The organism is Helicobacter macacae MIT 99-5501 (assembly GCF_000507845.1).
GTDB lineage: Bacteria > Campylobacterota > Campylobacteria > Campylobacterales > Helicobacteraceae > Helicobacter_B > Helicobacter_B macacae.
In genome coordinates this window covers 997,283-1,023,781 of record NZ_KI669454.1, presented here as the reverse complement: position 1 = coordinate 1,023,781, position 26,499 = coordinate 997,283, and the positions used below count along the sequence as shown (strand labels likewise).

19 protein-coding genes and 1 pseudogene are annotated in these 26,499 nt (G+C 40.2%); 7 read left to right on the top strand and 13 right to left on the bottom strand.

Annotated features, from left to right (window positions below; genetic code table 11):
• Window positions 1–40: 40 nt before the first annotated feature.
• Window positions 41–1,195 (top strand): argininosuccinate synthase domain-containing protein, encoded by a 1,155-nt coding sequence (locus HMPREF2086_RS04470; RefSeq protein WP_023927575.1) that lies wholly within the window; start codon window positions 41–43, stop codon window positions 1,193–1,195.
• Window positions 1,196–1,329: 134 nt separating this feature from the next.
• On the opposite strand, the gene HMPREF2086_RS04465 is transcribed toward HMPREF2086_RS04470, so the two are convergent.
• The 3 genes from HMPREF2086_RS04465 to HMPREF2086_RS04455 all read right to left on the bottom strand — a co-directional run bounded on the left by HMPREF2086_RS04465 (window position 1,330) and on the right by HMPREF2086_RS04455 (window position 5,469).
• Entirely contained in the window at window positions 1,330–2,799 is a 1,470-nt protein-coding gene (locus HMPREF2086_RS04465) for a Mur ligase family protein (protein WP_023927574.1), read from the bottom strand.
• Window positions 2,800–2,974: 175 nt separating this feature from the next.
• On the bottom strand, window positions 2,975–4,321 hold the full coding sequence (locus HMPREF2086_RS11900; RefSeq protein WP_023927573.1) for an alpha/beta fold hydrolase: 1,347 nt from the start codon (window positions 4,319–4,321) through the stop codon (window positions 2,975–2,977).
• 44 nt (window positions 4,322–4,365) lie between these two features.
• A complete protein-coding gene (locus HMPREF2086_RS04455) occupies window positions 4,366–5,469 on the bottom strand; it encodes a D-alanine--D-alanine ligase (RefSeq protein WP_023927572.1) in 1,104 nt (367 codons plus the stop codon).
• A 503-nt stretch (window positions 5,470–5,972) separates the two neighbouring features.
• On the opposite strand from HMPREF2086_RS04455, the gene flgL reads away from it, so the two are divergent.
• The 3 genes from flgL (at window position 5,973) to HMPREF2086_RS12350 (ending at window position 9,663) form a co-directional block, all read left to right on the top strand.
• Window positions 5,973–8,516: a flagellar hook-associated protein FlgL gene (gene flgL / locus HMPREF2086_RS04450; RefSeq protein WP_023927571.1), complete on the top strand. Its 2,544-nt coding sequence runs from the start codon at window positions 5,973–5,975 to the stop codon at window positions 8,514–8,516.
• Window positions 8,517–8,563: 47 nt separating this feature from the next.
• Window positions 8,564–9,199: a phosphoribosylglycinamide formyltransferase gene (purN, locus tag HMPREF2086_RS04445; protein WP_023927570.1), complete on the top strand. Its 636-nt coding sequence runs from the start codon at window positions 8,564–8,566 to the stop codon at window positions 9,197–9,199.
• A 341-nt stretch (window positions 9,200–9,540) separates the two neighbouring features.
• A complete protein-coding gene (locus HMPREF2086_RS12350; protein WP_267902074.1) occupies window positions 9,541–9,663 on the top strand; it encodes a hypothetical protein in 123 nt (40 codons plus the stop codon).
• A 236-nt stretch (window positions 9,664–9,899) separates the two neighbouring features.
• Here HMPREF2086_RS12350 and HMPREF2086_RS10750 read toward each other — a convergent pair whose 3' ends face one another.
• Genes HMPREF2086_RS10750 through HMPREF2086_RS04435 form a run of 3 tightly spaced genes read right to left on the bottom strand, consistent with a single transcriptional unit; the run spans window position 9,900 to window position 12,470 of the window.
• Window positions 9,900–11,366 carry a TonB-dependent receptor plug domain-containing protein gene (locus HMPREF2086_RS10750; protein WP_084330308.1) on the bottom strand — a complete coding sequence of 489 codons (1,467 nt, stop codon included), beginning with the start codon at window positions 11,364–11,366 and terminating at the stop codon, window positions 9,900–9,902.
• A complete protein-coding gene (locus HMPREF2086_RS10745; protein ID WP_051397604.1) occupies window positions 11,278–12,165 on the bottom strand; it encodes a TonB-dependent receptor plug domain-containing protein in 888 nt (295 codons plus the stop codon). The genes HMPREF2086_RS10750 and HMPREF2086_RS10745 overlap by 89 nt, the downstream gene beginning before the upstream one ends.
• 59 nt (window positions 12,166–12,224) lie before the next feature.
• The gene (locus tag HMPREF2086_RS04435) at window positions 12,225–12,470 is read right to left on the bottom strand and encodes a hypothetical protein (protein ID WP_023927567.1); all 246 of its coding nucleotides are present in this window, start codon (window positions 12,468–12,470) and stop codon (window positions 12,225–12,227) included.
• A 340-nt stretch (window positions 12,471–12,810) separates the two neighbouring features.
• Between HMPREF2086_RS04435 and HMPREF2086_RS11495 the strand changes: the two genes are divergently transcribed.
• Together HMPREF2086_RS11495 and HMPREF2086_RS04430 are read left to right on the top strand one after the other, a co-directional pair.
• Window positions 12,811–12,963, top strand: a complete 153-nt coding sequence (locus tag HMPREF2086_RS11495; RefSeq protein WP_156921313.1) for a hypothetical protein — start codon at window positions 12,811–12,813, stop codon at window positions 12,961–12,963.
• A 73-nt stretch (window positions 12,964–13,036) separates the two neighbouring features.
• The gene (locus HMPREF2086_RS04430) at window positions 13,037–14,506 is read left to right on the top strand and encodes a hypothetical protein (RefSeq protein WP_023927566.1); all 1,470 of its coding nucleotides are present in this window, start codon (window positions 13,037–13,039) and stop codon (window positions 14,504–14,506) included.
• Between the two features lie 77 nt (window positions 14,507–14,583).
• On the opposite strand, the gene HMPREF2086_RS04425 is transcribed toward HMPREF2086_RS04430, so the two are convergent.
• The 6 genes and pseudogenes from HMPREF2086_RS04425 to fliK all read right to left on the bottom strand — a co-directional run bounded on the left by HMPREF2086_RS04425 (window position 14,584) and on the right by fliK (window position 23,582).
• On the bottom strand, window positions 14,584–14,991 hold the full coding sequence (locus HMPREF2086_RS04425) for a diacylglycerol kinase (protein WP_023927565.1): 408 nt from the start codon (window positions 14,989–14,991) through the stop codon (window positions 14,584–14,586).
• Window positions 14,992–15,057: 66 nt separating this feature from the next.
• The gene (locus HMPREF2086_RS04420; protein WP_023927564.1) at window positions 15,058–16,317 is read right to left on the bottom strand and encodes a hypothetical protein; all 1,260 of its coding nucleotides are present in this window, start codon (window positions 16,315–16,317) and stop codon (window positions 15,058–15,060) included.
• A gap of 57 nt (window positions 16,318–16,374) precedes the next feature.
• The gene (locus HMPREF2086_RS04415; RefSeq protein ID WP_023927563.1) at window positions 16,375–18,192 is read right to left on the bottom strand and encodes a COG3014 family protein; all 1,818 of its coding nucleotides are present in this window, start codon (window positions 18,190–18,192) and stop codon (window positions 16,375–16,377) included.
• A gap of 267 nt (window positions 18,193–18,459) precedes the next feature.
• Window positions 18,460–20,277 (bottom strand): flagellar hook-basal body complex protein, encoded by a 1,818-nt coding sequence (locus HMPREF2086_RS04400; protein WP_023927562.1) that lies wholly within the window; start codon window positions 20,275–20,277, stop codon window positions 18,460–18,462.
• Window positions 20,278–20,359: 82 nt separating this feature from the next.
• A pseudogene (gene flgD, locus HMPREF2086_RS04395) lies at window positions 20,360–21,178 on the bottom strand (flagellar hook assembly protein FlgD); the annotation flags it as partial.
• Window positions 21,179–21,203: 25 nt separating this feature from the next.
• Window positions 21,204–23,582 (bottom strand): flagellar hook-length control protein FliK, encoded by a 2,379-nt coding sequence (gene fliK / locus HMPREF2086_RS04390; RefSeq protein ID WP_023927560.1) that lies wholly within the window; start codon window positions 23,580–23,582, stop codon window positions 21,204–21,206.
• A gap of 718 nt (window positions 23,583–24,300) precedes the next feature.
• Between fliK and HMPREF2086_RS12345 the strand changes: the two genes are divergently transcribed.
• A complete protein-coding gene (locus HMPREF2086_RS12345; RefSeq protein WP_267902073.1) occupies window positions 24,301–24,426 on the top strand; it encodes a hypothetical protein in 126 nt (41 codons plus the stop codon).
• 523 nt (window positions 24,427–24,949) lie between these two features.
• Here HMPREF2086_RS12345 and der read toward each other — a convergent pair.
• Window positions 24,950–26,455: a ribosome biogenesis GTPase Der gene (gene der, locus HMPREF2086_RS04385; protein ID WP_023927559.1), complete on the bottom strand. Its 1,506-nt coding sequence runs from the start codon at window positions 26,453–26,455 to the stop codon at window positions 24,950–24,952.
• Window positions 26,456–26,499 lie beyond the last annotated feature (44 nt).

The window sequence follows — 26,499 nt, the reverse complement described above, 5'->3', positions numbered from 1 at the left end:
TATCAATGTTTAGAGCAAAAATAAAGGAGGATTTTAGGCAATGAGAGCATTGGCACTATTTAGCGGTGGCTGTGATAGCCTCATTTCTATGAAACTACTTACTATGCAGGGCATAGAAGTCATCGCACTTCATTTCAACATAGGCTTTGGTGGCAACAAAGACAAACTAGAATACTTACGCAACGCAAGTGCACAAGTAGGGGCTAGACTAGAAGTAGTGGATATAAGAAAGCAGTTTTTTGATGAAGTGCTTTTCACTCCCAAATACGGCTATGGCAAATACTTCAACCCCTGCATAGACTGCCACGCAAATATGTTTGCCAATGCGTTTTATCTGCTAGAATCTTTTGGGGCGAGCTTTGTAGTAAGTGGAGAGGTGCTAGGACAGCGACCAAAATCACAGCGCAAACAAGCACTAGACCAAGTGAGAAGCCTCGTGCGCGAAGTGGGCAAAAAAGATAGCAAGAGCAGTGGTAGCACAGATGATAGAGAGGGAAAATCTAGCGGACGATTTGATAAGATTTTGGATACAAAAGGCGATGGGGTAAATAAACCAAAATCGCTAGATGAGCTACTTTTGCGCCCGATGAGCGCAAAGCTACTGCCACCTAGCTTTCCTGAAAAGGCAGGCTGGGTAGATAGAGAAAAGCTACTAGATATAAGCGGGAGAGGACGCACTAGACAGCTAGAAATGGTAAAAAAATGGGGGTGGAAATACTATGAGAATCCGGGTGGGGGCTGTTTGCTTACAGACATAAGTGTGGCAAAAAAGCTAAAAGACTTAAGCACACATAGAAAAATGCTACTCCAAGATAGCACCATAGTCAAAGTCGGGCGGTATATGGTTTTGCCAAATGGTGCTCGTGCTATCATCGGGCGCAATGAGAGCGAAAACACAAAGCTAGATGAGCCAAATCCCGCTATGGAAAAAATAATCCTGCTAGAATCCATAGGACCTCTAGGGCTAGTAGAAAAAGACGCGAGCAAAGAGGATAAAATCCTAGCCGCTCGCATAACTCTAGGCTATGCCAAAAATGATAAAAACGCGCAAAATAAAGAAAATAACGATGAAGTATCACTACCACAAAATCAAACCCAAAACAAAAACGCGCAAAAAGTCAAAATAGGCGAAGGGATTTATGAAATCCTGCCATATCCAAAAGAAAAAGCTAGAGAATTTTTGCTACTAAAATAAAATGCTTCGTTCTAGTTTGATTCTAGGATTTTGTGCCTAACGCAAAATCCTAAAGCATAAAAATCTTAAAATAAAATCCCAAAAATCCACACTTTATATAAAAAAAATGCCTTAGAAACGCAAAAAACGCAATTTTACACATAGCTTGGAGCGTCATTAGCAAAATACACCAAATCTCCCTCGCCTACCATTCCTTTTAGCACATTTTCTAGCTGTGTCTTTTCTCGTAGTTGGACTTTGCGCGTGTGGTGGAGATATGAGGCGATAAGCCTAGAGTTTTGCTCGCCTGTTATTATTGCTAAGTCAAATGTAGAATCTATCGCCTTTGCTAGAGTGATATTTGACTCCTCATCGCTTTCTATGAGCCCGGGCGTAACGATGACTTTGCGCCCTTTGTATTGTGAGCAAAGATAGATTCCCTCCAAAATTCCATTTAGATTTCCATTAAACCCATCATCAATGATTGTTTTGCCATTTGAGATAGATAGATTTAGCCTATGCTCGATAGGGGTTAGTGTTTTTACAAGTTTTTTTAGAGAATCAACATTGATAGAAAACTCCCTAGCTAGCAAAATCGCCGCAGCGATATTATCGACATTAAACCTCCCCAAAATATTGGTTTTGAAGTTTACCCACTCTCCATCGATTTCTAGCTCAAACTTTGTATTTTCCAAAGTAGCCTCGATATTTCGCACTTTGGGTGGATATGTCTGCACGATACGCTTTAGCCTCGCATCTAGCTTTGGTAGTTCGTTTTTTTGGTAGATAAATACTTTGCGCAATCGCTCGGATTCTAACAATTCATACTTGGTTTTTGCCACTTGCTCTATGGTTTTAAAATACTCAATATGTGCCTTGCCGATTTCGCCTATGATTCCGTATTGTGGATTTAGAAAGGTAGCGATTTGAGAAATGTCGCCCTTTTGTCTAGCACCTGCTTCAGCGATATAGACATCTGTGCCAAAGGCTAGATTTTGGTTTATATCCATAACGATACCCTTAAAGGTATTCACGCTTCGAGGTGTGCAGTAGGTGTTGTATTGGGATTGCAAAATCTGAAAAAGAAAGTTTTTGATACTCGTCTTGCCAAAGCTCGCTGTTATCATTACGATTTTAATCCCGCTCATCATTGAGAGTTTCTCTTTTGCTAGAGCGACAAAGTTGCGCATAAGCACTGCTTCATACACCTCACAAATCACAAATGAAAACACAAGTGGCATAAGCCACAAGAAATATAGCTCGTCATTATAGATATAAAAAAGAACTTCATTTAGCCCTGCAAAAGCCGCAGTAATGATAAACGAACGCCACACCCTGCGAGTAAAAACCACGCGCTTATCAAGCCTACTAGCCCAATAAATAAGCATAGGCAAATACACCACATACAAATAAATATAAAAAATCAGCTTCTGCCCGAAATGAAAACACACGATAAATGCCACAATGGGCAAGACAAAATACTTCAAATGCCAGCTAAATCTGTGGTGCTTAGTAAGCACTCGCCAAGGGTTGTAGTTATACCACTGAAGCAAAGAAATAGAATAATAAAAAATAGCAAGGATAAACAACACTCTAGAGATAAAATCCAAAATATCAAACAACATTTATACTCCTAATTTTTGTGTGATTTCATTATGTAATTTTATGTAATTTTGCCAATTTTTTGTTTAGTTTGTGTATAGGTTTTATCTTTGTGGCGTAAAATCAATCATTTTTATGTCCTTTTATTTTGTGTCTTTTTATACTCTTTTATGCCTCAAGCACTTCCAAGTCCGCACCTCATCGCAAAATCACAAAATCTTGCAGAGTAGATAGAGTGGATTTTGCTTGCTTCTGTGCCTGTGTGAATTCTAGCTCTTTTTGTGGTTGCGTGGATTGCGATTGTGCAATTTGCGATTGTGCAGAATGAGCAAGAGAATTTGCATTATTTGTAAAATCTTTTGTCAAATTATCTTTTGACAAATCCAAAAACTCCAAAATTTTTTGTTCTTGTTGCGCCCACTTTGTGCTATCTACTTCGCTAATGACTAGGTTTTCTACCTCGCCTCTAGCAGGTCCGCTCCATAGCTCGCCCACAAACTCTAGCAATCTCTCTTCATCGCCTAGTGCGTAGTTTTCTACTTCGCCATTTTCTAGGTTTTGGGTGCTACCGATTATGCCTATTTTATCCGCGCTTGCTTTGGCAAATTTGCGATAGCCCACGCCCTGCACCTTGCCCTGTGCGATGATGTGTAAAATTTTCATTTGTTCCTCATTTTGAGATTGCACTCTTACAGATTCTCTCATCATTTTGTGCATATTATACATTGTTTGGATAGTCCTTGCCTGATTTTTGGCTTGATTATGAGCGTTTGGATTTTGTGCTAGGAAAAAATAATGCCCTCCTTTGCAGACACAAAACTTGCTATTTTTCATAAGCGAGTGGATTTTGCGCCCGCTTGAAAGTGGCGTAGCACTATCCTCATCACCCCAAAAAATACTTGTAGGCTTCTCACACTTGCGAAATATCTCGCTAAAGTCCTCATTTACGATATTTTTAAAGATTTCATACATTATGGGGCTTAGATTTTGTGCATCTTTTGAGCGCAAAAATGGCAGGCGAATATGAGCGATTTTTGCTAGTTTGGCAAGGGCGATTTTTGTGCGCACTTTTAGTGGCTTTGGCACAATGATTCCAGCCGAGCTAAGCAAGATAATCTCACACGCTTCTTCAAGTAATACCGCGACTTTGCCACCATAGCTGTGCCCCACAACAATATGAGGGACAATATCTAGCGAGTGCGTAAATAAAGACACAATCTTTGCATAATCGTGCGTGCTTAGCAGCACTTCATTTGGGCTTTTGCCAAAGCCGGGCAAATCTATATAGAAATGATTGTATTCCAAAAACGCATTTTCAAAGGCTTTTTTCATTAGCTCTTTGTTGCTTCCCCAGCCGTGCAAAAAAATGATATTTTTGGATTCTTTAGATTCTTGTGTAAAATCTTGTGTGGAAGTTGTGAAATGTGTGTTGGGATTTGTATTTGATTGCGTGTTTGGTTTTTCATTTGTGTGGATTTTGGCAGGGATTTTTTCATAGCTTATGCCAAACTTTACTCCATTATACACCACTTCGCGCAATGCCATTTCTGCCCTTTTTGCGTTTTTGCTTAACTGCTTTTAGATTTTGATTATTTGCCTTTAGTCTTGCGGATATGCTCGACATAGGCGTAAGTTATTGGGATATTTTTGTTTCTAGGTAAGTGGATAGATTCTAGTGCTTTTTCTAGATTGTCAAAGAGATAGTTTGCTAGACTTCCGGGGATTGGGTTTATCTCATTTAGATAGATTTCATCATCTATCACAAAAAAATCACACCGAATCAATGCCCCCTCAAATACTTTTCCATAGATAATTTTAAATGCCTCTTGCAAGCGGGATTCTAGCTTAGAATCTATTTGGGCTTTGGGGGCATTATCTGTGCGAGAAAAATCCAAATATTTATCGTTAAAATCTAGCAAATCTTTTTTGCTTGGCTCTTCGACTTGAGAAAAGATAAAAGTATTTTTTTGCCCGTCTTTTATTCCCAAAAATCCTGCTAGATTATACTCTCTCACGCCTTTATAAAACGGCTCGACAATCACACTATCATCAAGCTCAAATGCAGAATCTAGCGCGTATTCTACCTCGCTTTGTTTATTGACTATGGCTATGCCTATGGAGCTACCAAGTCTTGCGGGCTTGATGATGAAAGGATATGGAAATGCAATAGGCTTACTCCCATCCAAAATATAGGGCAACTCATCTCTATGGTAGCGACAAAAAGGCAGGGTTTTTACACGAGATTTATCTAGCGAATCGACATAGATTTTGGTTAGGATTTTATTAAAGCTAATAACGCTTGCTTCGATTCTAGGACCGATAAAAGGGATTTTGTAAAAATCAAATATACTTGCTAGCGTGCCATCTTCGCCGTCTGCTCCGTGTATGAGGTTTAGTGCGACTCCCAAATCACTTAGTGGTTTTTGCGCTCCTAAAAATCCTTTTTCATAAAATCCACCAAGCCCTAGAAAAAGTTTTTTGCACGATTTATACTCGCCAGAGGCAAATGTTTTTGCCTGCATTTTTTCAGGTGCAATGTCATAAAAACTATGGCTAGAATCCAAAAAAATAAAATGCTTGATTTTATCGCCCAACACTTTTTTTAGGCTAATAGCACTCACAATGCTAATCTCGTGCTCAAAACTCACTCCACCAAAAATGACACTCCAGCTCTTAAGGACACTCCAGCTCATATAAACTCCTTTTGTTATTTTTGCGCTATCTTTGCGCATCGCACACGACACAAATCTAAAGCAAAATCTTGCATAAAAGCACCAAATCCTTAAAACGCATAATTAAAAAATGTATGAGTATATCTAATATTTTTTGCATTTCTCTTAACCACACCAAAAATACGAAGCGCAAAATCTAGCACAAAACCTAGTGATAAACACACAATAAAATACGCAAAAAACACGAAAAACGCCGATTTCAATTCGTAGATTTGCTTATAAGCCAATATTTTGCAAGCGTTTTCCTGCAAAAATCCACAAGACTTAAAGAATATATGCTGATTTTTTAGTCTTGTAAATTTTGGCTAGTTTTTCTTTTTGATTCTTTATTTGGAATTTGCTTGGTGGCTATTTGGCATTATTTTTGCTTTATTTTTACTACAAAAAGTGGCGAAAAAGTCGCAAAATATGCCTAGATTTTGCAAATATTTGCAAGATAGATTAGAGATTTTAAGGACACGATGATGCGCATCACATTTGGCACAAAATACAATCAAATGATGGGGGACCAAGGGCATTTGCAGCGCAAGCTAAATGACAAAAATGCCCAAATCGCTTCAGGACTAAAAATCCAATACGGTTACCAAGATGCAAGCGTATATAACCAAAATCTAAAATTTGAAAAAGAAGTAAATAACCTAGCTCAAGGCGTGGATTTAGCCGAGCACGCCCGCACTGCCACGCTAAACACAGACAAAACGCTTTCAGACCTTTCAGAGACAATGGTGCAGTTTAAAACCAAACTTATCCACGCGGCAAATGACATTCACAACACCACTTCTAGAGAGGCTTTGGCAAATGATTTGGAGAGCTTGCGCGACCACTTTTTGCGACTTGCAAACACTTCTATCGGTGGGAAATTTATCTTTGGGGGAAGCAGGACAGATAGACCGCCCTTTGATGTCAAAGGAAACTACTATGGCAATGATGAGAAGCTAAGTGTGCTAGTGAGTGCGGATAATCTAGTGCCATTTAATATCACAGGAAGTGAGCTTTTTTATGGGCGGGATTCTGACAAGCACAAAATCATCACTACAAATATAAAAATGCTAAATCAATCCAAGCTAAACCCTGCGATGATGGATAGCTCAAATCGCAAAAATATAAGCGAGGAAGTCTATATCACGGCAAATGACACACTGCGTGATTTAATCGGCGATAACGATACAGATACAAGCAATGATAGCCCAGAATATTTTTATATGCGCGGTGTGCGCTCTGATGGCTCGGTGTTTAAAGCGAAATTTGCCCTTGATAAAGCCTACGAAAACGAAGAGAGAGCGACAAAAGTGCAAGATTTGCTTGATAGAATCGGCAAAGAGTTTGGCAATAGTGCGATAAATAAGGTTGTCGAAGTCAGCCTAAATCAATGGGGACAAATCGAAATCAAAGACTTAGAAGCTGGAAAATCTAGCATAGATTTTCATCTCATCTCTAGCGATGTCGATGTGGATAATGTCGATGAGCTAGCAAATATGGGAGCAAGGGTAACAAACTATATCCAAAGCGATTTTATCACAGAGAGAACACACTCTAGCGTTAGTGGCGTAACAAGCAATGCAGATTTTAGATTTACCACGCTTCCTACTGCATTTATCACAAAAGACAACAAAGCCGCAGAAGCAACCACCAAGCTAGAAGATGTTTTCCCACCAAATGTATCTACCCTACTCATAGAGGGCACTCGTCCAAACAATGCTGATGGCACGATAAATAATGATGAGGAAAATCCGCTAGAGCCTTTGAGATTTGACATAGCAGGGGCAAACGCAGCGGATTTAGCCCGAGCGATAAAAAAACACTTCGGTGGGGATATAGATGTGGGAATCTCTAAAGGGCGGTTGTATGTCGTGGATAACAATGTGCGAAATAAATCTAGCGACTTTAAAGACCCGCCTTTTGATGGGGAGCACGGATTTTCTATCTCGCTTACTACGCTTGATGAAAAAGGTGCGGAAGTAAGCGGAATCGCTAGCGATTATGGAAGCGAATATGATAGGACATTTTTCAAAGTAGAGGGCTCAAAGCTCACTTCTAGCGTATCTCAAGTGCTAGCAAATGTCGGAGGATATGCCACTGCTGATACAAGGTTATCTCAAGTAACGGGTGCTAGCATAGAAGGACAAAGCTATGTAATGAAACTAAATGACATAAATGGTGTAATGGTAGAATCTCGTATCGTATTTGACCCAGCGGGTGCATATATGCTTTTGCCACACCATACAGGCGGACGAGATTATACGATTCCACTATTTGACCCTGCAGATGAGCCTGTATCCATAACAAAAGCAGATGACATTACTTATAGGCAGCTTATGGATGCGATGAGTATTGCGCTTATCTACTCAAATATAGATGAGCCCTCACTGCGAGCTATCGAGCCACCAAGAGGTGGCGTAGTCCAAGATACAAAGGACGCCTACACTGAGCTACTAGAGAGAGCAAAAAATATGGTAGAGCTAAAAATGTCGCCCGATGGCAAAATCCAAATCCAAGACAAACTCCGCTCTATCACGCGAATGAATATGTCTTTTTATGATTCTAGTAGCAGTGATTTTTCAGAGGACAAACTCTATCGCGATGTGGATTCTATCCGCTTAAATGCAAACAACGCGCTTATTATTGATTCTCCTGAAGTAAATTATTTCCAAGAGATAAATGAAATCATAGACGCCGTGCGCAAGGGAATCTACCGCGCAGGAGCAAAAGACACTTACAATAGAGACTTGCGCAACAAAGGCATACAAAACGCTATCGCTTCATTTGACCACCTAAGCGACCATATCGAAAAACTAATCGCGCTAAATGGCTCGCGTGGCAGGACATTTGACAATGTAATCCACCGCCACGAAGTGCTAAAAACACAAATAGAGGGGCTAAAAGGACAAAATATCGGCACAGACATTGCCGAAACTTATAATAAATTTAGCAACCTAACCACAAATCTAAGCGCGGTGATGAACTCCACAAGTCGCATAAATCAAATGTCGCTAGTAAACTACCTATAAGCGCGTAAAAATGCGAAATCCTAGCCACACCGATACAAAAAATAGTGATGAAAAAAATACATAAAGATTCTAGTGCGGATTTGGCAAGAAATATCAATATAGCATTGCTTTTTAGTGGCAATGGTAGCAACCTTGAAAATATTGTTAGATATTTTCGCCAAGATAGTATAAAAAGCGAGCTAGAAAGCCTAAAAATCCAAGCAAATTTCACACTTGCTATCTGCAACAAAAAAGAAGCCTTTGGCATCACGCGCTGTCAAAATCTAGGACTAGAATGTGAGATTTTATCTCACAAGGATTTTGCCACTCGCTTGGAGTTTGATAGAGCACTACTAGATATTTTGCATAAAAAAGAGATAGACTTAGTGATTTTGGCAGGATTTATGCGGATTTTGGGAGAAGAGATAGTATCTAAAATCCACGCTATAAATATCCACCCATCGTTTTTGCCACTCCACAAAGGCGCAAACGCTATAAAAGATAGTTACTTCTCAAGCGAGGATTTTGGTGGCGTTAGCGTGCATTGGGTAAGTAAAGAACTAGATTCAGGGGAAATAATCTTGCAAGAGAGATTGCCTAAAATCAAAGGCGAGAGTATGGAGGATTTTGAAAAAAGAATCCACGCGCTAGAATACACTATCTATCCAAAAGCCATAATATCCGCACTAAAAGCTATAAAGTAATTTGTCATTGCGCAAAAATCCGCAAGGATTTTTGCGATAATCTATATCTTTGTCCGTCATTGCGAGAATCGCAAAGCGATTCGTGGCAATCTATAATTTGGATTTAAGGAAGGCAACACCATAATTCCCATCCCTTGCAGGTAGCGATTCTACTTATTTCTCCCTCCATTGCGAATGAGGACAAGCAAATTATTTCCCCTTCCCTTGCGGAGGGGGATAAAGGGGGTGGGTAACCATTTGATATGGAGGGTGGCTTAGTGGATTTTGGATTTTTAGGCTTTAAGGCTTCGTCATTGTGAGCATTTGGAATCGTTAGCATTCCAAATGCGTGGCAATCTATAATGAAACCAAAGTTTTTTTGCAATCCATACACCAATCGTCATTGCGAGCGAGCGAAGCGAGCGTGGCAAAACAAGCGAAGCGCAGTTTCTTTAGAAAACAAGGCTAAGCCGAAGTTTCTTTAGTAATCCACGCGCTTTTATCCGTCATTGCGAGACTTGACAAAGTCAAGTCGTGGCAATCTATTTTTGAAATCTGTGGATTGCCACGCTCACTTCGTTCGCTCGCAATGACGATTCGTGGGATTGCTTTGCGCGACTCTGTGATTCGCCTCGCAATGATGGGGTGGGGGCGTGGTGGATTACTACAAATATGCTAACACAAATTCTCGCAATGAAGGGGTGTGTGATTTGTCATAATCTCAAAAATCCGCCTTGATGCTTAGCCAAAAGTTTCTGCTTGGCAGGATTCGTTGATATATGTTGGTGTTAGCAACAAATTCTGTGTAAGTTTTGACATCAAGCAAATTATTTACCGCAAATGTAGCCGAATAGTTTTTCAAAAACTTATAAGTAAGGGCTAAATCTACAAGCTGATAGTCTTTATAAAAACTTCTACCTAGCGTTGTTCGCGTGCTTTGTGTGATGATAGGTGTCCTAAAGTTCCCGCTGTATCGCACATAAAAATCAAAATTCCAGATTCTAAGGCTTGGCTTAAGGGTAAATCTATGCTCGGGCACGGCGTTTATAGGCTCGCCCGCACCACTACCGCTAATGGTTTTAGAATGCGTGTATCCATAGCTCGCATCAAATCCCACAAACCACACGGGCTTAAGCTTAAAAGTAAGCTCCGCTCCATAGATTTCTGCCTTATCGGCATTACGATAGAATGTGCACCCCGTAGTCCCTGCAAGTGGAGAGCATTGCACGCCATCTACTACTTGTCCGCTTGCTATGGTAGAATCTGTAACGATTTTGTTGCTATAATCTGTGTAAAAACCTGTCAAAATAAGCATAGTAGGCTCTAAGTCCAATATCGCGCTTAGCTCATAGTTCCAGCTTTGCTCAGGCTTAAGGTTTGTATTGCCATAAATAGTGGTGTTATTTCTTGTGTTTATCATCGTGCCATCATAGACATAGCTTAGCGTAGGGGCTAAGACACCGCTTGCTATACCGCCCTTTAGGGTAAGCCACTGCGTAGGATTGAGATTTACATAAAAGCGCGGGTTTGGCACGACAAATGAATCAAACTTATCGCTGTAATTGAGCCTTAAGCCTAGAGTTGTAGAGACATAGTCATTGATGAGGTATTCTCCTTCGGCAAAAATCGCAGCTTGGTGCATTCCTAGCGACTTGGCAGGTCCTGTGTAGCTAGAGTTATTGCTCCCTCCGTGTATATGTTCAAACAAATAATACACCCCGCCATTAAAGATGATAGCACCCGCTTTGCCCAAATCAAAGTCGTTGTTATACGCGCTTTGAAGCACTATGTCTTGATTGCGCGTTGGGTCGCTCCAATCCACACCGCTACCTTTATATGAGCCCGGAAGCAAGCCATTCCAGCCTTGAGATTTGCGGTAGTCATCATAATGCTGTGCCCACAGCGTAGCGGAGTATTGCACATAAGAGCTTATTTTGCCCCAATCATAGTTTGTATCATAGCTTAGCACATTATTGATTTTATAAAAATCCCTCACACTTGTGTAGTTTTCGCTCGCTGTATTTAAGCTCCCCGCACGGACAAACATAACCTCACTATCTAGGTATATGAAGTTGTGCGTATTTGGCGTGTAATTCAGCCTAAATCCCGCATTCCAATTCGTATAAGCAGTGGAGCTGTGCCCATAGTATGGGTTGATATTTTGGCGCAGTGGTAAATCGTTGCACATTTGCCCCCGTATAGCCAGAGTTAAATCCGGGTTTATAAAAGGCATTTTGCCCACCGTCTCTAAACCCGCCTCGCACATTTATAGAAAGCGTGTCTTTAATGATTGGCACAGTTACATAGCCATTTGCACCGTGCTGGTCGCCAAACACTTCTCTGTGATTAGAGATTCTGCTATCAAGCTGGATTCCCGCACTTACCCTATCGCTGTGTTTTTTGGTGATAATGTTGATTACCCCACCCATAGCATCGCTACCATAGAGCGTAGAAGCAGGACCGCGAATAACCTCGATTCGCTCAATCATAGAAGGAGGAGGCATATTGGCATTTAGTGCCTCACCAAAACCATTAGAGCTAAAGCCCTGCGCGACATTTTGGCGTTTGCCATCAATCAAAATAAGCGTATAAGCAGAGCTAAGCCCACGCATTGAAATTTTGTTAAACCCTGTCTTATCACTCTCCACATACACGCCGGGCACATCTTGCACCGCTTCGCCAATATCACGCACTGGGCGCGTGAGAATCTCTTCTTTTGGGATAATGCTAACTGAAGCGGGAGCGTTTTTTATGTCTTGCTCATAGCCACCTGCGGTTACTACCACTCTATCAAGCTGCTTTGCTTGGAGGTCGTCATATTTGCTTTCGTGTTTTATTTCCTTGTAGGATTTTTTGTGTTGTTTATCTTTTTTGTTTTTGATAGGAGGTGGAGACTGCATATCTAGCGTATCTTGCATATCTTGGGAGGAGTTTGCTTGATAATCGCTTTGATTTGTAGAGATAGGATTTTGGGTGGAATCTTGCAAAGTGGTTTGAGAATTTTGCGAGGTGGTTTGAGTGGAATGCTCTTTAGTGCTATTTTTTTCTAATACATTTTGTGTTGTATTTTGTGCCCCCCCCCCTGTAAGTTAATCTCATTTGGGTTGGAACTTAGCACGCTAGATAGACTTAGAAAAGCTATGGCTGATATAGCGATATTTCGCTTAAAAGTTGCTTGTGTAAGTGGCTTGCGTGAGTGGATTTGATTTTTAAGTGGATTGCCAAGTGGCTGTATGGGTAAATGTGGAGGGAGGCTTGCAAGTATGCTTGCAGATAGTTTGCGTGTTTGCATTTGGTGTCCTTTTTGGTTAGATATTTGCCCTAGTGGGGCTAAAAAACGAACGCGATAATAATGCAAAAACTCTTAAAAAAATCTTAATTTTTTACAAAATGGTAATTATTTCTAAAAGTTATCAAAAAGAAAGGTATAATGAGAATGGATACTCTCAAAAATAAAGCATAAATGGGAATTTAATGGGCTAGGTATTTTGGATTTTACTATCGCGATGATAAAGAGAAGTAGTAAAAAACAATGATAAAAATGATAAAAAATGATGATAGAAAAGTGCTTAATGGGAATTTGTTGCACTTGTCTTGCATTCTTGCAATGAGGTAGTGGCTAGGAGTAAAAAGTGGCTAGCAAAATCCTAGCTATTCAAAATTATCATCACTTAAAGCATATCAGGTATATCAAAATCCGCTTTTTTATACATTTCATAAAATGTGGCATTAAGCAGATTTGGCAAAAATCTTTGCGCAAAAATCACAAAAATTCGCCCGCATAAATCGCGCATTTAAGAGAAAATTTCTAAAAAATAGTATATCATAGCGCATTTACAACACAAAAAGGGGCGACAAATGCACGGCAGAATCACGCGGTATTCAATGGCGACAGAGTCAGGAGTGATAGTAAATTATTCCAAAAAAATCTTTGAGCTACGCAAAGAAAATTGGCAGGATAGGAAGTTTTTGCCCGTATCGGGTATGTTTGTGGAGTTTAGGCTTGATGATGGAGGGCATATTGTCGATGCGCATAGCTCCAAATTTCAAGACTTCGGCGAGGACTCACTGCTAAAAGAAATCGATTTTTGGAAAACAAATACCGATGAGGAGCTAAAGGCAATCGAATCTGATAGGCTAAACAAGCAAGCCGAAGAGATTTTTGAAAAGACAGATTATCTAAATATGAAATCTATCAGCATTTCAAAAGGTGCGGAAGAGTGCGTGAGAGAGCATTTTGCAGCGGAGGCAAATTCGGTAAAATTTGCTCTAGATGAGGTAGAGGAGATTCCCCAAGAAGACCAGCTAAACTATTTGGCTATCAAGCGGTTTTTGGTAAAGGCTATGGATTTTCTTGTTTTTTGTGATAAAAAAATCACTTCAGATATGTTTGCTATTGAGCTACAAAAGATTCGTGGGCTAGAGTATTCTTTCAAAGAGCTTGCTCAAAGTGCGATGACAAAGCCAGAAAATATCTACACAGATGTGTTTTTGGATAAGCAGCTGCATTACAAAGGCGCGACAAAGGCGATTTCAAACATAAAAGAACAAATAATGCAGCTAAATAATAAAGCAAAATTTTCAAACAACGAAGCGCGAAAGCTCCGTGCACAGCTAGAAATCAACAAAGCAGACCCCACACTTCCAGCCAAAATCGACACCCAAACCAAAATCGCAGCAAAAGCAGAGGAGGAAGCAAAAACCCTCTATGCTTCCCAAGAGAGATTAGAATCGCTTACAAAGAATTTTAAGGCAAGCTATATGAATGACTTTGTAGGCTCGTTTCAAGCAGTTCGCGTAGAGCTAGTAGACAAAGTAAGAAACGCACTAAATCTCATCGCCACGCACCTTGATAACAAAATGTGGAAAATCGGTATGGAATCTGTCTCGGTGCATAATGGATTTTTTCGCCACGATGTCAATAGCCCTTATTGCACGATGACATTTTATTGGCAGTATCTAAAGCGACTTGACAAAAGCAAAATATCTGATGCAGAAAAAGCAGGATATAACTTCTATCAGCGATATATGAAATCCCACGAAAAGCTGTTTTTGATATATACGACAAATTTCAAAGTCGAGCTAGCCCTAAAAATCGAGATAATGACAATGTCAAAGGAAAATAAAGTCGTTATCGCAAAGACTGATGGGGAGTTTATCTCACATATCAATTCAAGCGTGATAGAGCAGGGCTACATAGACCCAACTATTCGTAGCAATCCAAATCAGCTAATAGAAGTAGCGCGAAAATCTAGGCACAATTCAGGCACAGACTTTATCGTGCTAACCAAGCAAGAAATCGAGCAATACTCCAAAAAGGGGAATTAAAAATAAATTTGCATAGCGTGTCTTGCTATGTGGTGAGATTTGTTTGTCGTATAGATTTTTAGATTTTGTAACCAAATCTAGCTAGCAAAATGCTCATAGACAAATACCCCCCACACAAGTGCAAAAAATAGTAGGCTTAAAAGCTGTGCTGCACTACCCATATCTTTTGCCTTTTTGGCAAAAGGGTGGGGCTTTAGGCTTGTGTGGTCGATAGCGTTTTCTATCGCGGTGTTAAATAGCTCTACAAGCACGCAAAGAGTGCCACTAAAAACAAGCAATATCTTTTGGCAAAACCCCTCGCCAAGCCAGAGCCCAAGCCCAAGTGAAAGCACAAAAAGCACACTTACTTGGCGAAATCCTTCTTCTTCTTTCCACGCACTTATGAAGCCATCTTGTGAGTATTTCGCAGCATTTAGTATGCGCTTAAGTCCTGTTCGTCCTTTTTTGTGATTGCGTTTTTGGAGTTTTTTTTGGTGTTTTGACATTGTTGCTTCCTTTAAGTTTTTGTGTGTATTTTTGTGTTTGCTATGGTTTTTGCGCTTAGGGATTTGCTACTTTTGTGGAGTGATTTTGCTAGAATCGCTAGAATCATTAGAATCTTTCGTAGCTTTTTGCTCTTTTGGTTTTTGAGTTTGTTCTACTTTTAGCGCGAAGTTTGCTAGGTTTAGCACTGCACTTGGTGCGCTTACTAAGTCGCTTAAGCGGAAATATCGTGTGTGTTTTGGAAGTAGCTCATATCTCACTTCTGTGCTTTCTCCTTGCAAAAGGTTGCTAAAGCTATTTACGCCCTCCATTATCGCTCTGCGCGTGTCTTTATTGGAGCTGACAAAAGAAAATGTATAAGTTGCGATATTTGCACTCTCTGTTATGGCTTTATCAAATCGCTCTTTTAGGGCTTTTGCTTGCTCTTTTGTGGATTTTTCATTTGGGGATTTGCCATACTCTAGTTTTTCTAGCCATTGTGCTATGGTAGAATCTAGCTTGTTTGGCTTGAGATTTAGGCTTATGCTATCTATCCATATCCTAGATTCCTCCATAAAAGCATTTGGCGTGGTCGTGTAAGAATCATATATTTCTAGGAGTATGTCTTTTATGCTTTGCGTGTCTAGGCTTTGATTTGGTTCTAGGCTTTGCTCGGCTTGGGCTTTAAAGGTGTAGTTCATATTTTGGGCTTTTAGGTTGCATTTGGCGATGTGTGTGATATGTGTGCGAGAGTCTATCTTTGGATTTTGTATGGGGGTGTTTTGTTCTGTTTTAGCGACTTTAAAATCACTAGAATCTAGCAAGATATTTTCTAGCTCACATAGTCCGTAAGTGGGGAACAAAATATCACTCAAATCTACCTTTGGCAGCGCAAAAAACACCCTTAGTAGCGAATGCGTGCTCGTGTCTTTGATAAATTCTACTTCTTTTGTTTCTATCCACGCATTTAGTCGCTTTTTGTCCCCAAGTGAGCCAAATCCTAGAGAAACTTCTCTAGCTTGCACTTCGCCAGCTAGTGCGATATAGTGCGTAGCACACGAGATATTTGCCACACCAGAGCATACAAATGACTCATATTCTAGCGTTGGTATGTCCTCTTTTATGCTTGCTAGATATGAGTTTATGGAAGTTTCTAGGCTAGATTTTAGAGTGTAGCTTGCATAGAGCAAAAATCCCAAAAGCGCGACTATCAGCACGCCACCAAGTCCTAGCAGAAGCAACGCTAGTTTTTTTGCAGGGGTATCTATAAGATTATTTGCTTTGAGGTAGTTTGTCGCGCTATTTATAAGGTTTGTTATGAAGTCTTTTATTAGCTTTGCGTATTTCATTGCATTCCTCACTTTTGGTTTTTACGCGTTTTAGGTTTTTACTCTTTTTGTGTAATTCTAGCGCGAAAAGAGGATTTTATGATAAGTTTTTGCCTTTGTGTGGCGCAGGTAGATGATATTGTGCGTATAGGGACATAGTGAGAGAGTTTTACTCCCTTTTTTACGCTTTTTTATTTTTTTTGATTCTTGTGATTTTTGTGCGGATTCTTTTGAGACTTCATAGCAGGATTCTAGCGCGAAATTTATGCTAGAGATTTTGGATTTATCCGCATAGATAGTGTAGTCAAAATCTCCTTTTGCTACTTTCTTTGCTTGCTCTTTTGATTCTTGCTTTTGGCTAGCTTTTGTGTTTAGTTGATTTTGGGTGGGATTTGGAGGGATATTTTTTACTTTGGCAAGTAGGATTCTCTTTGGTAGCACGCTTGTTATGCGTAAATCTGCGTTTGTGCTTAGTGCGGAGTAAGCACTGCCAAATATCGAGCCTAGTAGTCCAAGCCCAGAATTTACCTGCCCAAGTCCTGTGCTAAGCCCAAGCTGTGTGGCGACTTTTAGGCTTGAGGATACAAAAGCGCGTGCGATTATGGCATTTAGTCGCTTTTCAAATTCTGTGGCGATGATTTTGTCTGTATCAGCTAGCTCATAAAACTCGCTAGATTCTTTCCTTAGCGAGTTTGGGGCGGATTCTAGCGTGTAATGGCTAGCAAAACTTATCCCCTCCTCTAGCTGTGGCAAGGCTACACCGAAGTGATATATCCCATCAGTAGTTACGATAGGTAGTGAGATTTTAAACTCACTTTTGTAGGGTTGTCTGCCCTCCTCTAGCACTATCCAAGTATAAAACTCACTAGATTCTAGCTTTTCTAGCTCATCTGCAAATATTTGATTTTGAAGCATTTGATTTTGGGCATTGTCCTCATCTGTATTTTCATCATTATTGTCGCTACTTTTTTTATCGCCACTATGTCTAAGAGAAGCGATAAAATCCCTGCTAGATTTCGTATTTGCCCTGAAGTGCGGGCTTGTGAGGTAGTCTAAGTCATTAGCGATAGTTTCTAGTTTGGTTATGCCATAAGATTCTTTTAGGTAGTCTATGCCTTTGCTATCGCCTATGAGGGCAAAATATAGCCCAGAAACATAACTCACCGCAGGGTTTATAAACCCATCAAAAGCGCGAAATTGTCGCAGATTGGAATACTTAGATTCTAGCTGTCTGCTTGCCTGTCTTTGTGAGCTATCTCTATCTACCACGCCACGCGCAGAGCTTTTGGCATATCGCTCATTTTCCTCATTCATCGCTTCGTTTATTTGCTTAGCGTAGTAGTCTTTTGCGCGTCTTTGTCTATCATTTGCGCGATTTAGCTCCACTCTTGTGGCGTTTTCCTCTCCCGCTTCCATTTGTGCCAATGCTTTGTAGTAGTTCAAAAACACACCCTCATAGATATTTCCCTTGTATGCCATTGCATTGTCATTTACCATAGTAGCACCCACTTGCGCTCCACCCGTTGCTAGCAGTCCCTCTCCCTCATACTTGCTAAATAGATTTTCACTTTTTTCAAGCAAATCTAGCGTGCTGTCATCACTCGCGCTAAAGGCACTAACTCCTGCTTGCGTAAGCCATAGCAAATCTTTATCATCACTCTTTTTTAGCGCGAACTCGCTTGCTTGCTTTGCGTCTTGGTAGTAGTAGGTATGTGCAAATTTTTCTAGGCTTTTTATATCAGTCGCACAGCCACTAAAAAGCGCGATATACACTACTAGCAAAAAACCAGCCTGATAGAATCTAGTTTGCAAAAATCTAGTTTGCCAAAAATCCCAAAATCTAGCCCGCTTAATTTCAAAAAAATCACTTTGCCAAAATCCAATCCGCTTAGACATTTTTTTCCTTTGCTTGCGATGATAAGCAATATTGTATTATTTCTCACATTAAAAAACATTAAAAACAGCAAAATCTAGCAAATAGCAAAATATTGCTTTTATTTGTGGCAATAGTGTTTTATCGCAAGTGATAAATAAAAAATGGCAAGCAAAAAAGCAAGAAAAATAGAGAGCAAAACAGCAAAAAACAGCTAGTGAAAAATAGTGCGCTTTGCGCTTTATCCACAAAATACACGAAAACTATAAAATCCATAAAACACTATCGCGCTATTTTTTAAGCCCTATTGCTTCTTTGATTAGGTCATCGCCTGTGGTAAACGCTTTGGCATTCATTGAATATCCGCGTTGGAACAATATAAGATTGGTTAGGGAGTTGCCCACATCGACATTGCTTGTTTCTAGATATTTGTGCTTGACTTGCCCAAATTTTAGATTCCCATTTTCGCCCCAGCCAAGTATGGGATTTCCACTTAGGGTGCGGGCTTGTCCATTTAGCGTGTTTGTGCTCATCATATAAACATTATCGCCTAGCTTTTTTAGCCCTTGGTCATTGATAAAAGCTACGATACCTATGCGTCCCATAGGCTCTGTGATACCATTGCTAAAAGCTAAAAAAATGATTCCGTTATCATCGATTCGCACTTCTTTTAGTAGTCCCTCTGCCTTGCCGTCTTGGCTGATTTCAAGCAAGCGGGATTCTTCATAGGGTAGATTTCGTGTGCTATATCTCTCACTACCTGTGATAGAGTAAGCCACCTTGCTATCTTTAAAGTCCAGCTCCATTTGGGCTGATTGTGGTTTGCCCTCATCATCAAAAACCAATTCTTGCTCGATAACATTTGGGCTTACCATTAGTTCGCCATTATAGTCATATATCGCGCTTTTGACAAACCACCGCTGATTTGTGGTTTTGCCCGCATTTATGTCGCCAGAATCGATTAGATAATAATCACTTTTTAGCAAAAACTTTTTGCCACTATCATCAAAAATATCCACCGAAGTAGAGTAAGTGGCGATTTTGGCGTCTTTTGATAGTATTTGCTCATCTTGTGCAAGTGGGATTTGTGCGCTAGCGATTCCCATACGACTTGCCAATGCCCCACCAATGGTTACTTCTATTTCCTCTCCTGTGGCGTTTTTTACCGCAAAGGCTAGATTATTTCTTGAGCCTAGAGTTGGCACAAACTCTAACCCGGATTTTGCAAAAAGCTGTGCTAGCTCGCCTATGGTGTGAAATTCATTTGCTTCTGCGCCACCCGTGCCATAGACAAATCGTAGCGTTTGTCCCTCGCTAGCGTTTTCTGCTTGGGCAGAATCAGGCTTTGGTCTAGTAGTGATGATAATATCTCTAAACCCTCTTGGGTCATAAGCTATTGAATCCTCATCGCTGAAGCTAGCAACATCTTGGGCTAATACGCGCTGCGTGTCTATCTCGCCATTTGGCAATAAAAATTCAGGCGCGGATTTGAAGTTGGACTTGGGGTTGAGATTGACAGAAATATCGACTTTTGAGGTGTTTATGGGCTGAAAATGTAGCTCTTGTGGGATTCTAAGAGGCTGCATTTTGTTCGCGCTTAGCTTTAGCATATCCGCGTCCATATCGTTTGAGGAATTAAAAATATCCTCACTTACTTTGTCTAAATTGATTCCATATACATATTGTCCGCTTGAATTTACTAGATAGCCGTCCGCATCGCGCAAAAATCCGCCATTGCGCGTAAATAGCGTGGTTTGCTCGGCTTCATAGCCATCTTCGCTTACCTCAAAGCTACCGTCTTGCTTTGGTGCGACTACAAACCAGCCTTTGCCCATATATGCCACATCAAATTGCCCATCGCTTGCGTGGTAGTTGCCATCTTTGGTAGAAATGGCATTACTAGCACTTGTTGCGCCATAGGAGCGGTCGTTGTTGGTTATGGTGTTGGCATTTAGGTGGTCCATATTCATTGCAAAAAGCGTTTTGAACTCGGGGATATTTTCTTTGAATCCATTTGTATTGACATTTGCAATGTTGTTTGAAACAGAATCAAGCCCAAATTGGTGGGTTTTCATACCACTATATGAGTTTAGAATCGTATCATTCATTGTCTTTCCTTAAGTTAGCTTTTGCTATTTAGATTTTGCAAAATCAAGTCTTGTAAGTCTTGCAAAATCACTGCGCTACAAGCTCTTTTTCGTAAAATTCTAGTGCTGCACTTAGTGGTAAAATCAGCTCACCCATACGAATGAGTGGTTTGCCTTTGTCAAATAGCACACTTTGGATTTCACCTCTACCTACGCGCGTGGTTAGGTATTGATTTGTCTTGGGGTCTAGATTGTATTCTGCGGCGATAGAGTATGAGCCAGCGGGTAGCTGCTCGCCTTTTTCGTTTAGCCCATCCCAAGTAAAATCCAAATACCCGCTCTCTCCACCTCTATCTTTTAGTGAGAGGGTTCGCACTAGCTCTTTTGCCTCATTAAATATTTGCACCACAGGTATGCCTTTAGCCGTGTCTATCGCCCTATCAAAGAATAGGCTAAAGTGGATTTTGCCATCTCCTTTGTAGTTTACGCCACTTACATCGGTTTCAGCGATTTTGCCTACCATTGAGATACTTTGAAACGCACTAGATTGGCTCATTTGTTCAGTTGCTTCTTTGCTAGAATCTATCCCCGCGCCTAGCCTTTCCATAGTTTCTTTTAGGCTTGCTTGAAACTCTTTAAACTCTTTGTTTGTTTCTTGCATAACTTTCATAGATTCCACCATTTCTTTCATCGCCTTTTTGTTTTCCTCTTGCATTTCTACTTGGGTTAGTTGGGCGGTTTGAGTGATGATTTTGTCTGTTTCCATTGGCGCGGTGGGGTCTTGATTTTTTAGTTGCTCCAAAAACAGCTTCATAAACGCATCTTTATCCAAACCATTGGCGATTTTGGGTGCGCTTTCTTTTGCGCGCTTTTCCTCTAGGGCTTTTGTCGCACCTGTCATTTGAGCTAAGTCGATTGCCATTTTTACTCCTTAAAGATTGTGCTTTTTAGGCGTATCTTGGAAGTGTGATTTCCATAGCGAGTATTTCTCCCTCTGCGCTATTTTGGGACTTTTGCGCTAGGGAATCTAGCGAATTTGCTTCGCCTTTTTGGTTTTGCTCGCTATCTTGGTTTTGTCCTCCGCTTTGCCCGCTTTGTCCATTAGAGCTAGAAAAACTCAAATCCACTCCCTCAAATCCTGCATTTAGCAGATTTTGTCGTAGCTCACCGTGATTTTGGGCAAAGAGCTGCAAGGCTTGTGGATTTGATACCACACTTATATGCAGGCTATTTCCTCTTTGGGTGATTGTAAGCTCGATATTTCCTAGCTCTTTTGGAGATAGCTCCATAGAGATTTGCCTCATCGGTGGCTTAAATTTCTTAACCTCTTGTTCAAATTGATTGACAAAAGAGCTAAGGGCTTCTCTTGCGTTTATATTGTTTGTGCGTGCTTCGCTTCGCAGTGAGTTTGTGCTAGTAGCATTGCTTGTGAGCGTTTTTGCTTCGCTTTTAGATTCCGCTTTTGCCTCGCTTGATTCTTGCTTTTGTGCTTTTTGGGCTAGTAGAGTTTCATTGAAAGCCTCTTGCTCATCGTTTTGGACAAATTGTGGTGTTGCAAGATTGCGCTCAAGTATGGATTCTTGTCTTTGTTGAGTGCTACTAAGCGGTTCGCTTGGCTCTTTGGCAAGTGTGGATTGCGTGCCTGCTTTGCTTGATTCTTTTGCTTCTTTTGTGCCCTTACTAGCAAATCCTTTAGAATCTTTGGAAGAGTCCTTAGAATCTTTTGAAAGAGCACTTGCCACACTAAGTCCAGCACTTGTGGCTATGCTAGCACTTGCTTGGGTGCTTTGGGCGATACTAGGCTTTATGCCCTTTGGGGTTTGCTTTAGCGGGTTTATTGCTTCAGTTTTATCATCAAAAAGTCCGTTTTCAAGTTTGCTTAGCTCGCGTTCAATTTGGCTTAGATTTAGCTCTTTGCCTGCGAGCAAATCTTTTTGGATTTGCTCAAAGATTTTTTCTTGTCGTTCGTTTTTTATGCGTGAAGCTGTAATAGCTTTTGGCAGGCTTTTTCCTCGCTCAATCACAGCGATTTTGTCCTCGCCATTTTGGACATACTTTATAGAAGCACTTGCGTTGCTAGCTCTGCGTCTTGCTGCATTTTTTGCATCAAAAGATTCTAGTATGTCAAACACAGGGCGCAACGCTTCATCATCATCAAAGTAGGTTTTTACTCCGCTAGCTTGGCTTGCTTGAGTAGCTACTTTGCTTACTTTTTTTGTTGCATTTGCTTCATCTACTTTTGCGCTAGGTGTTGCTTCTTGGGATTCTTGGTAGCTAATGTTGCTAGGATTTAGTCCTAGCTCTTTTGCCTTGCTAGCCACAGTTTGCAAAGTCGGGTTTGCAGGCGTTTGGGCAGAGTTTGACGCGCTAGATTCAAGCGATTTTGCTAGATTTTGTGGATTTGTTTTTGTGCTATTTTGCGTGCTAGCTGTGGGGATATTTTGCACACTAGGTGGTGTAGCTAGGGATTTTAGCTCATCTCGTCCTGCCTCCCCTGCTTCCCCCGCTTCATCTGCGCTATTTGCCACATATTCATTGGTTTTGTTTTGGACTTTGTTTTGTGTGATTTTGGATAGGAAAGTCTCTTCTTGATTCTTGTTTCGCGCCATTTGGTTTAGGTCTTTTTTGGGCGTTTGAGTATCCCTTTTTTCTAGTGCGTCTTGCAGGGCTTGGGTAGGCTCTTGCAACGCTTCATCTAAAGACTCGCTAGATTCTAAACTGTGGATAGCTTTGGTGGAATTTTGGGCTATGGAGTTTAGCGCGTTTGCGTGCTTTTTGGTGCTTTCTACGCTTGATTTTTCGCTAGAGCCTAGAGCGTTTTTAGGGGTTATTTTATCTTTTAGCAGTGCATTTTGGAACATATCACTTGTGATAGAATCTTGTGCAAAATCTTGTGTGTGGGTTTTTGATGAATCTAGGCTAGGCTTTTTGGTATGTTGGTTTTTTTCTAGTGTGTTTAGCGTGTCCTTTGGGGATATTTGGGACTTGTGTAGTGCATTTTGGAGCAAGTATTCATCATCGCTAGAAGTTTTGTTTTTGTGCGCTAGTGGGTTTGCTTTGTTTGATAAGGTGCTTGATAGGGCATTTGGCAAGGTAGCTTTTGTGTCATTTAGTTCGTTTTGTTTAGTGGATTTTGGTTTAGCATTGCCTTGAGGGGCATCTTTGGATTTGGTGCTTTGGATAGATTTTTGAAGTGCGTTTTTAAAATCTAGCGCACCAGATTCTGCGCCATTTTGGGATAGCTTTTGAGACTTTTGACTTGGGAGAATATCCGCTTCAAAAGGGGCTTTTTTGACTGATTGGAGATGATTTACTTGCTCTAACACTTGCGCTTCCTTATTTGGTAAATCTTTTGCAAAATTCGCTAAAAATTTGCATAGAAAATCAGCACTAAGGAAGCAAAAGGAGTTCCAAAAAATCTAAAAATTTTTAAGAAAATCTTGATAGTTGTGCAAAAATTTGCATAAAAAATCTTGGGAAAATTTTAAGAAGTTAGGGTTTGCAGAGAAAATGGAGTTTTTAGGGATTTTTATCGTATCAAACAAAGTATCCAAAAGTTTTTTAGTCGTGCTATTTTTGAGATACTTCGGTTTCTTGCGAAACTTCAGTATGACAAAAATGTTCTAGACAATATTACAAACTGCGAAGTTTGCTTTTCTTAAATCCTTTCCGTTAAATCCACTTTTCCAAAAGTGGTGGTGTTTAGCTTTTTTAAACCCCCTATCTACAAATCGTAAAATTGTGGCGGAGGGTGCTCTTACCCCTCTTTAAAAGCACTTTTCCTTAAAGTGAGCGTGTTTGCCATTAGTTAATCCCCTCTCTCTTAGTGCGATGGAATTTGGGGATGGGGTGATTTTGCATTAGCAAAATCGCAGTAGCCTACAACCAAGTCATTGCGAGAAAATCCACAATAATTTTCATTAAATTAGTCCAAGATATTTTTATTCCTATGTCTAAGAAAAATGAAACACTTGCTAGATTCTTTAATGAAAAGTAGAAGTAAAGCAAAAGCCAAGAGAAAATGCTAAATCGCTAGATAATACATTGAAAAAATACTCTAAAAACCCAGAAATGGAGGAAAATGAGAGAATCTACACAGATGAAAGCAATACAAAAGAGGAGGAAAGAAAAGAAGATGATGAATACGGAATGTATGAATATGAGGAATAGAATTAAAGTGAAAGAAAATTAAAGTATTTGTAGTGTTTTTAGGGTTTTAAAAAATGTAAAAAATGCTTTTAAATTTAGAGAAGTTTTTGAGAAAATTTTTTAAACATTTTAAAAAATTTAGGGTTTTTGCATTTAAATTTTTTAGGGTTTTTGAGAGGGAAAGTGGCTATGGGTAGCTTTTTTACGCGGTAAAAAAGCATAACACGAACTAACTCATTTACGCTAGCTTTTAGGCTATCGCAAATGAGTTAGTTCGTGCTAAAAAGCTAAGGATAGGGGGCTTTGCCCCCCATAACGCCACCCAGAATATAAAAAAAAAAAATAAAAAAAACAAATGATAAAAAATGTGGAAAAGCGTGACAATAAAAATCTAATGAATAAATGGAAAACTCTGTAAGAGAACAAACAAGGCAGTATGAATAAAGAAAAGAAAAGTAACTTGTAGCATATAGCAATATCAAACAGAAATCCTAAGTAGCACTAACTATCATAAACGGATTAGTAAATAAAAAGTATGACACCATTATTCCTCTTTATCATCTTTTGGTGGCTTGGCGTTTTTGTCTCTAAAGCTAAGAATAAGTGGCACGCCACTAAGGCTAAACTCCTCTCTTAAGCAGTTTATCAAGTATCGCTTGTAGCTGAAGTGAATGCTGTTTGGGCGGTTTGATATGAGTGCGATTTGGGGAGGGGCACTCTCATATTGGGTAGCATAATAGATTTTGACTAGCTTGCCTCTATCGCTTGGGATTGCGTGATTTTGGATAGCTTTGGCGATTGTCTCATTTAGCTTGGCAGTGGGAATCCTTAGGCTAAAGTTTTGATAAATCTCTATGATTTTGTCTTTTAGCTCATTTATGTGGCGTTTGTTTTTGGCACTGATAGCGAGCTTTGGAGCGTATTCTAAGAAGCGAAATTTCCGCTCAAATTCTGCGTTTATGGTTTTGAAATCAGCGTATTTTATGTCCCATTTATTCCATAGCACGATGACACCTAGAGCGTGCTTTTGGGTAAGTGAAAATATGCGCTCATCTAGCTCGCAAAGCCTTTCACTCGCATCAAGCACAAGCAGTGCTATGTCGCTTTGGGCTAAAATCTTGTTTGTCCTATCAAGTGCAAATTTTTCTAGCTGCTGTATTTTGCCTCTTTTGCGGATTCCTGCGGTGTCTATGAAAGTGAGAAGTTTGCCTTTGTGCTCTATGCTCTCATCGACAGGGTCGATAGTCGTCCCTGCTTTTTTGCTTACTATTGCTCGCTCTTTTTGGGTGAGTGTGTTTAGCAGACTTGATTTGCCGACATTTACGCGCCCGATGATGCCGATTCTTATTTGGCTATTTTTTTGGCTAGATTCACTCTCTTTGCTAGATTCTTTTTCTAGCTGATTTTGCAAGTCCCTTTCTAGCTGATTTTCTAAATCTTTTTGCAGTCCTGCAAGTATGTCTTCATCATCATTTGTGATTGCTTCATTTGTGTTTGCAAAAAGTGCGCTAAACATTGCGTTTTGCAAGGTGGTGATTCCGCGATTGTGCGCCACAGAGATGAAAAACACCTCTTGGACTCCAAACTCATAAAACGCATAAGCTCCCTCATTTTGCGCATCGCTATCGATTTTATTTACCACCAAAAAGCAAGGGCTTTTTTTGTCTTTTAGTCGCAAAATCTCATAGAGAATCTCTCTATCCTCATCATTTGGTGGATTTTGCCCATCGACTACATACAGCACCAAGTCCGCTTGCTTGCTTGCTTGCTTTGCTTTTGCTCCCACTTGCAAAAACAGCTCATCTTTGCTTTTTTGCTCGATACCGCCTGTGTCGATGAGAAGTGCGGATTTTGGGCTTTGCGTGGCTTCATTGCTGTTTTGCTTGCTTGGTAGTAGATAGATATGCGTGTAGTTGGTATCCCTAGTAGTCCCGCTAATGTCTGAAGTAATGGCGATTTTTTGCTTTGCTAAGCGATTGAAAAGGCAAGATTTGCCTACATTTGGTCTGCCGATTATGGCGATTTTGGGTGCTTTGGGTAGTGATTGCATTTGGGGAATTTGTGTGGATTTTAGATTTTATGCGGATTTTGAAG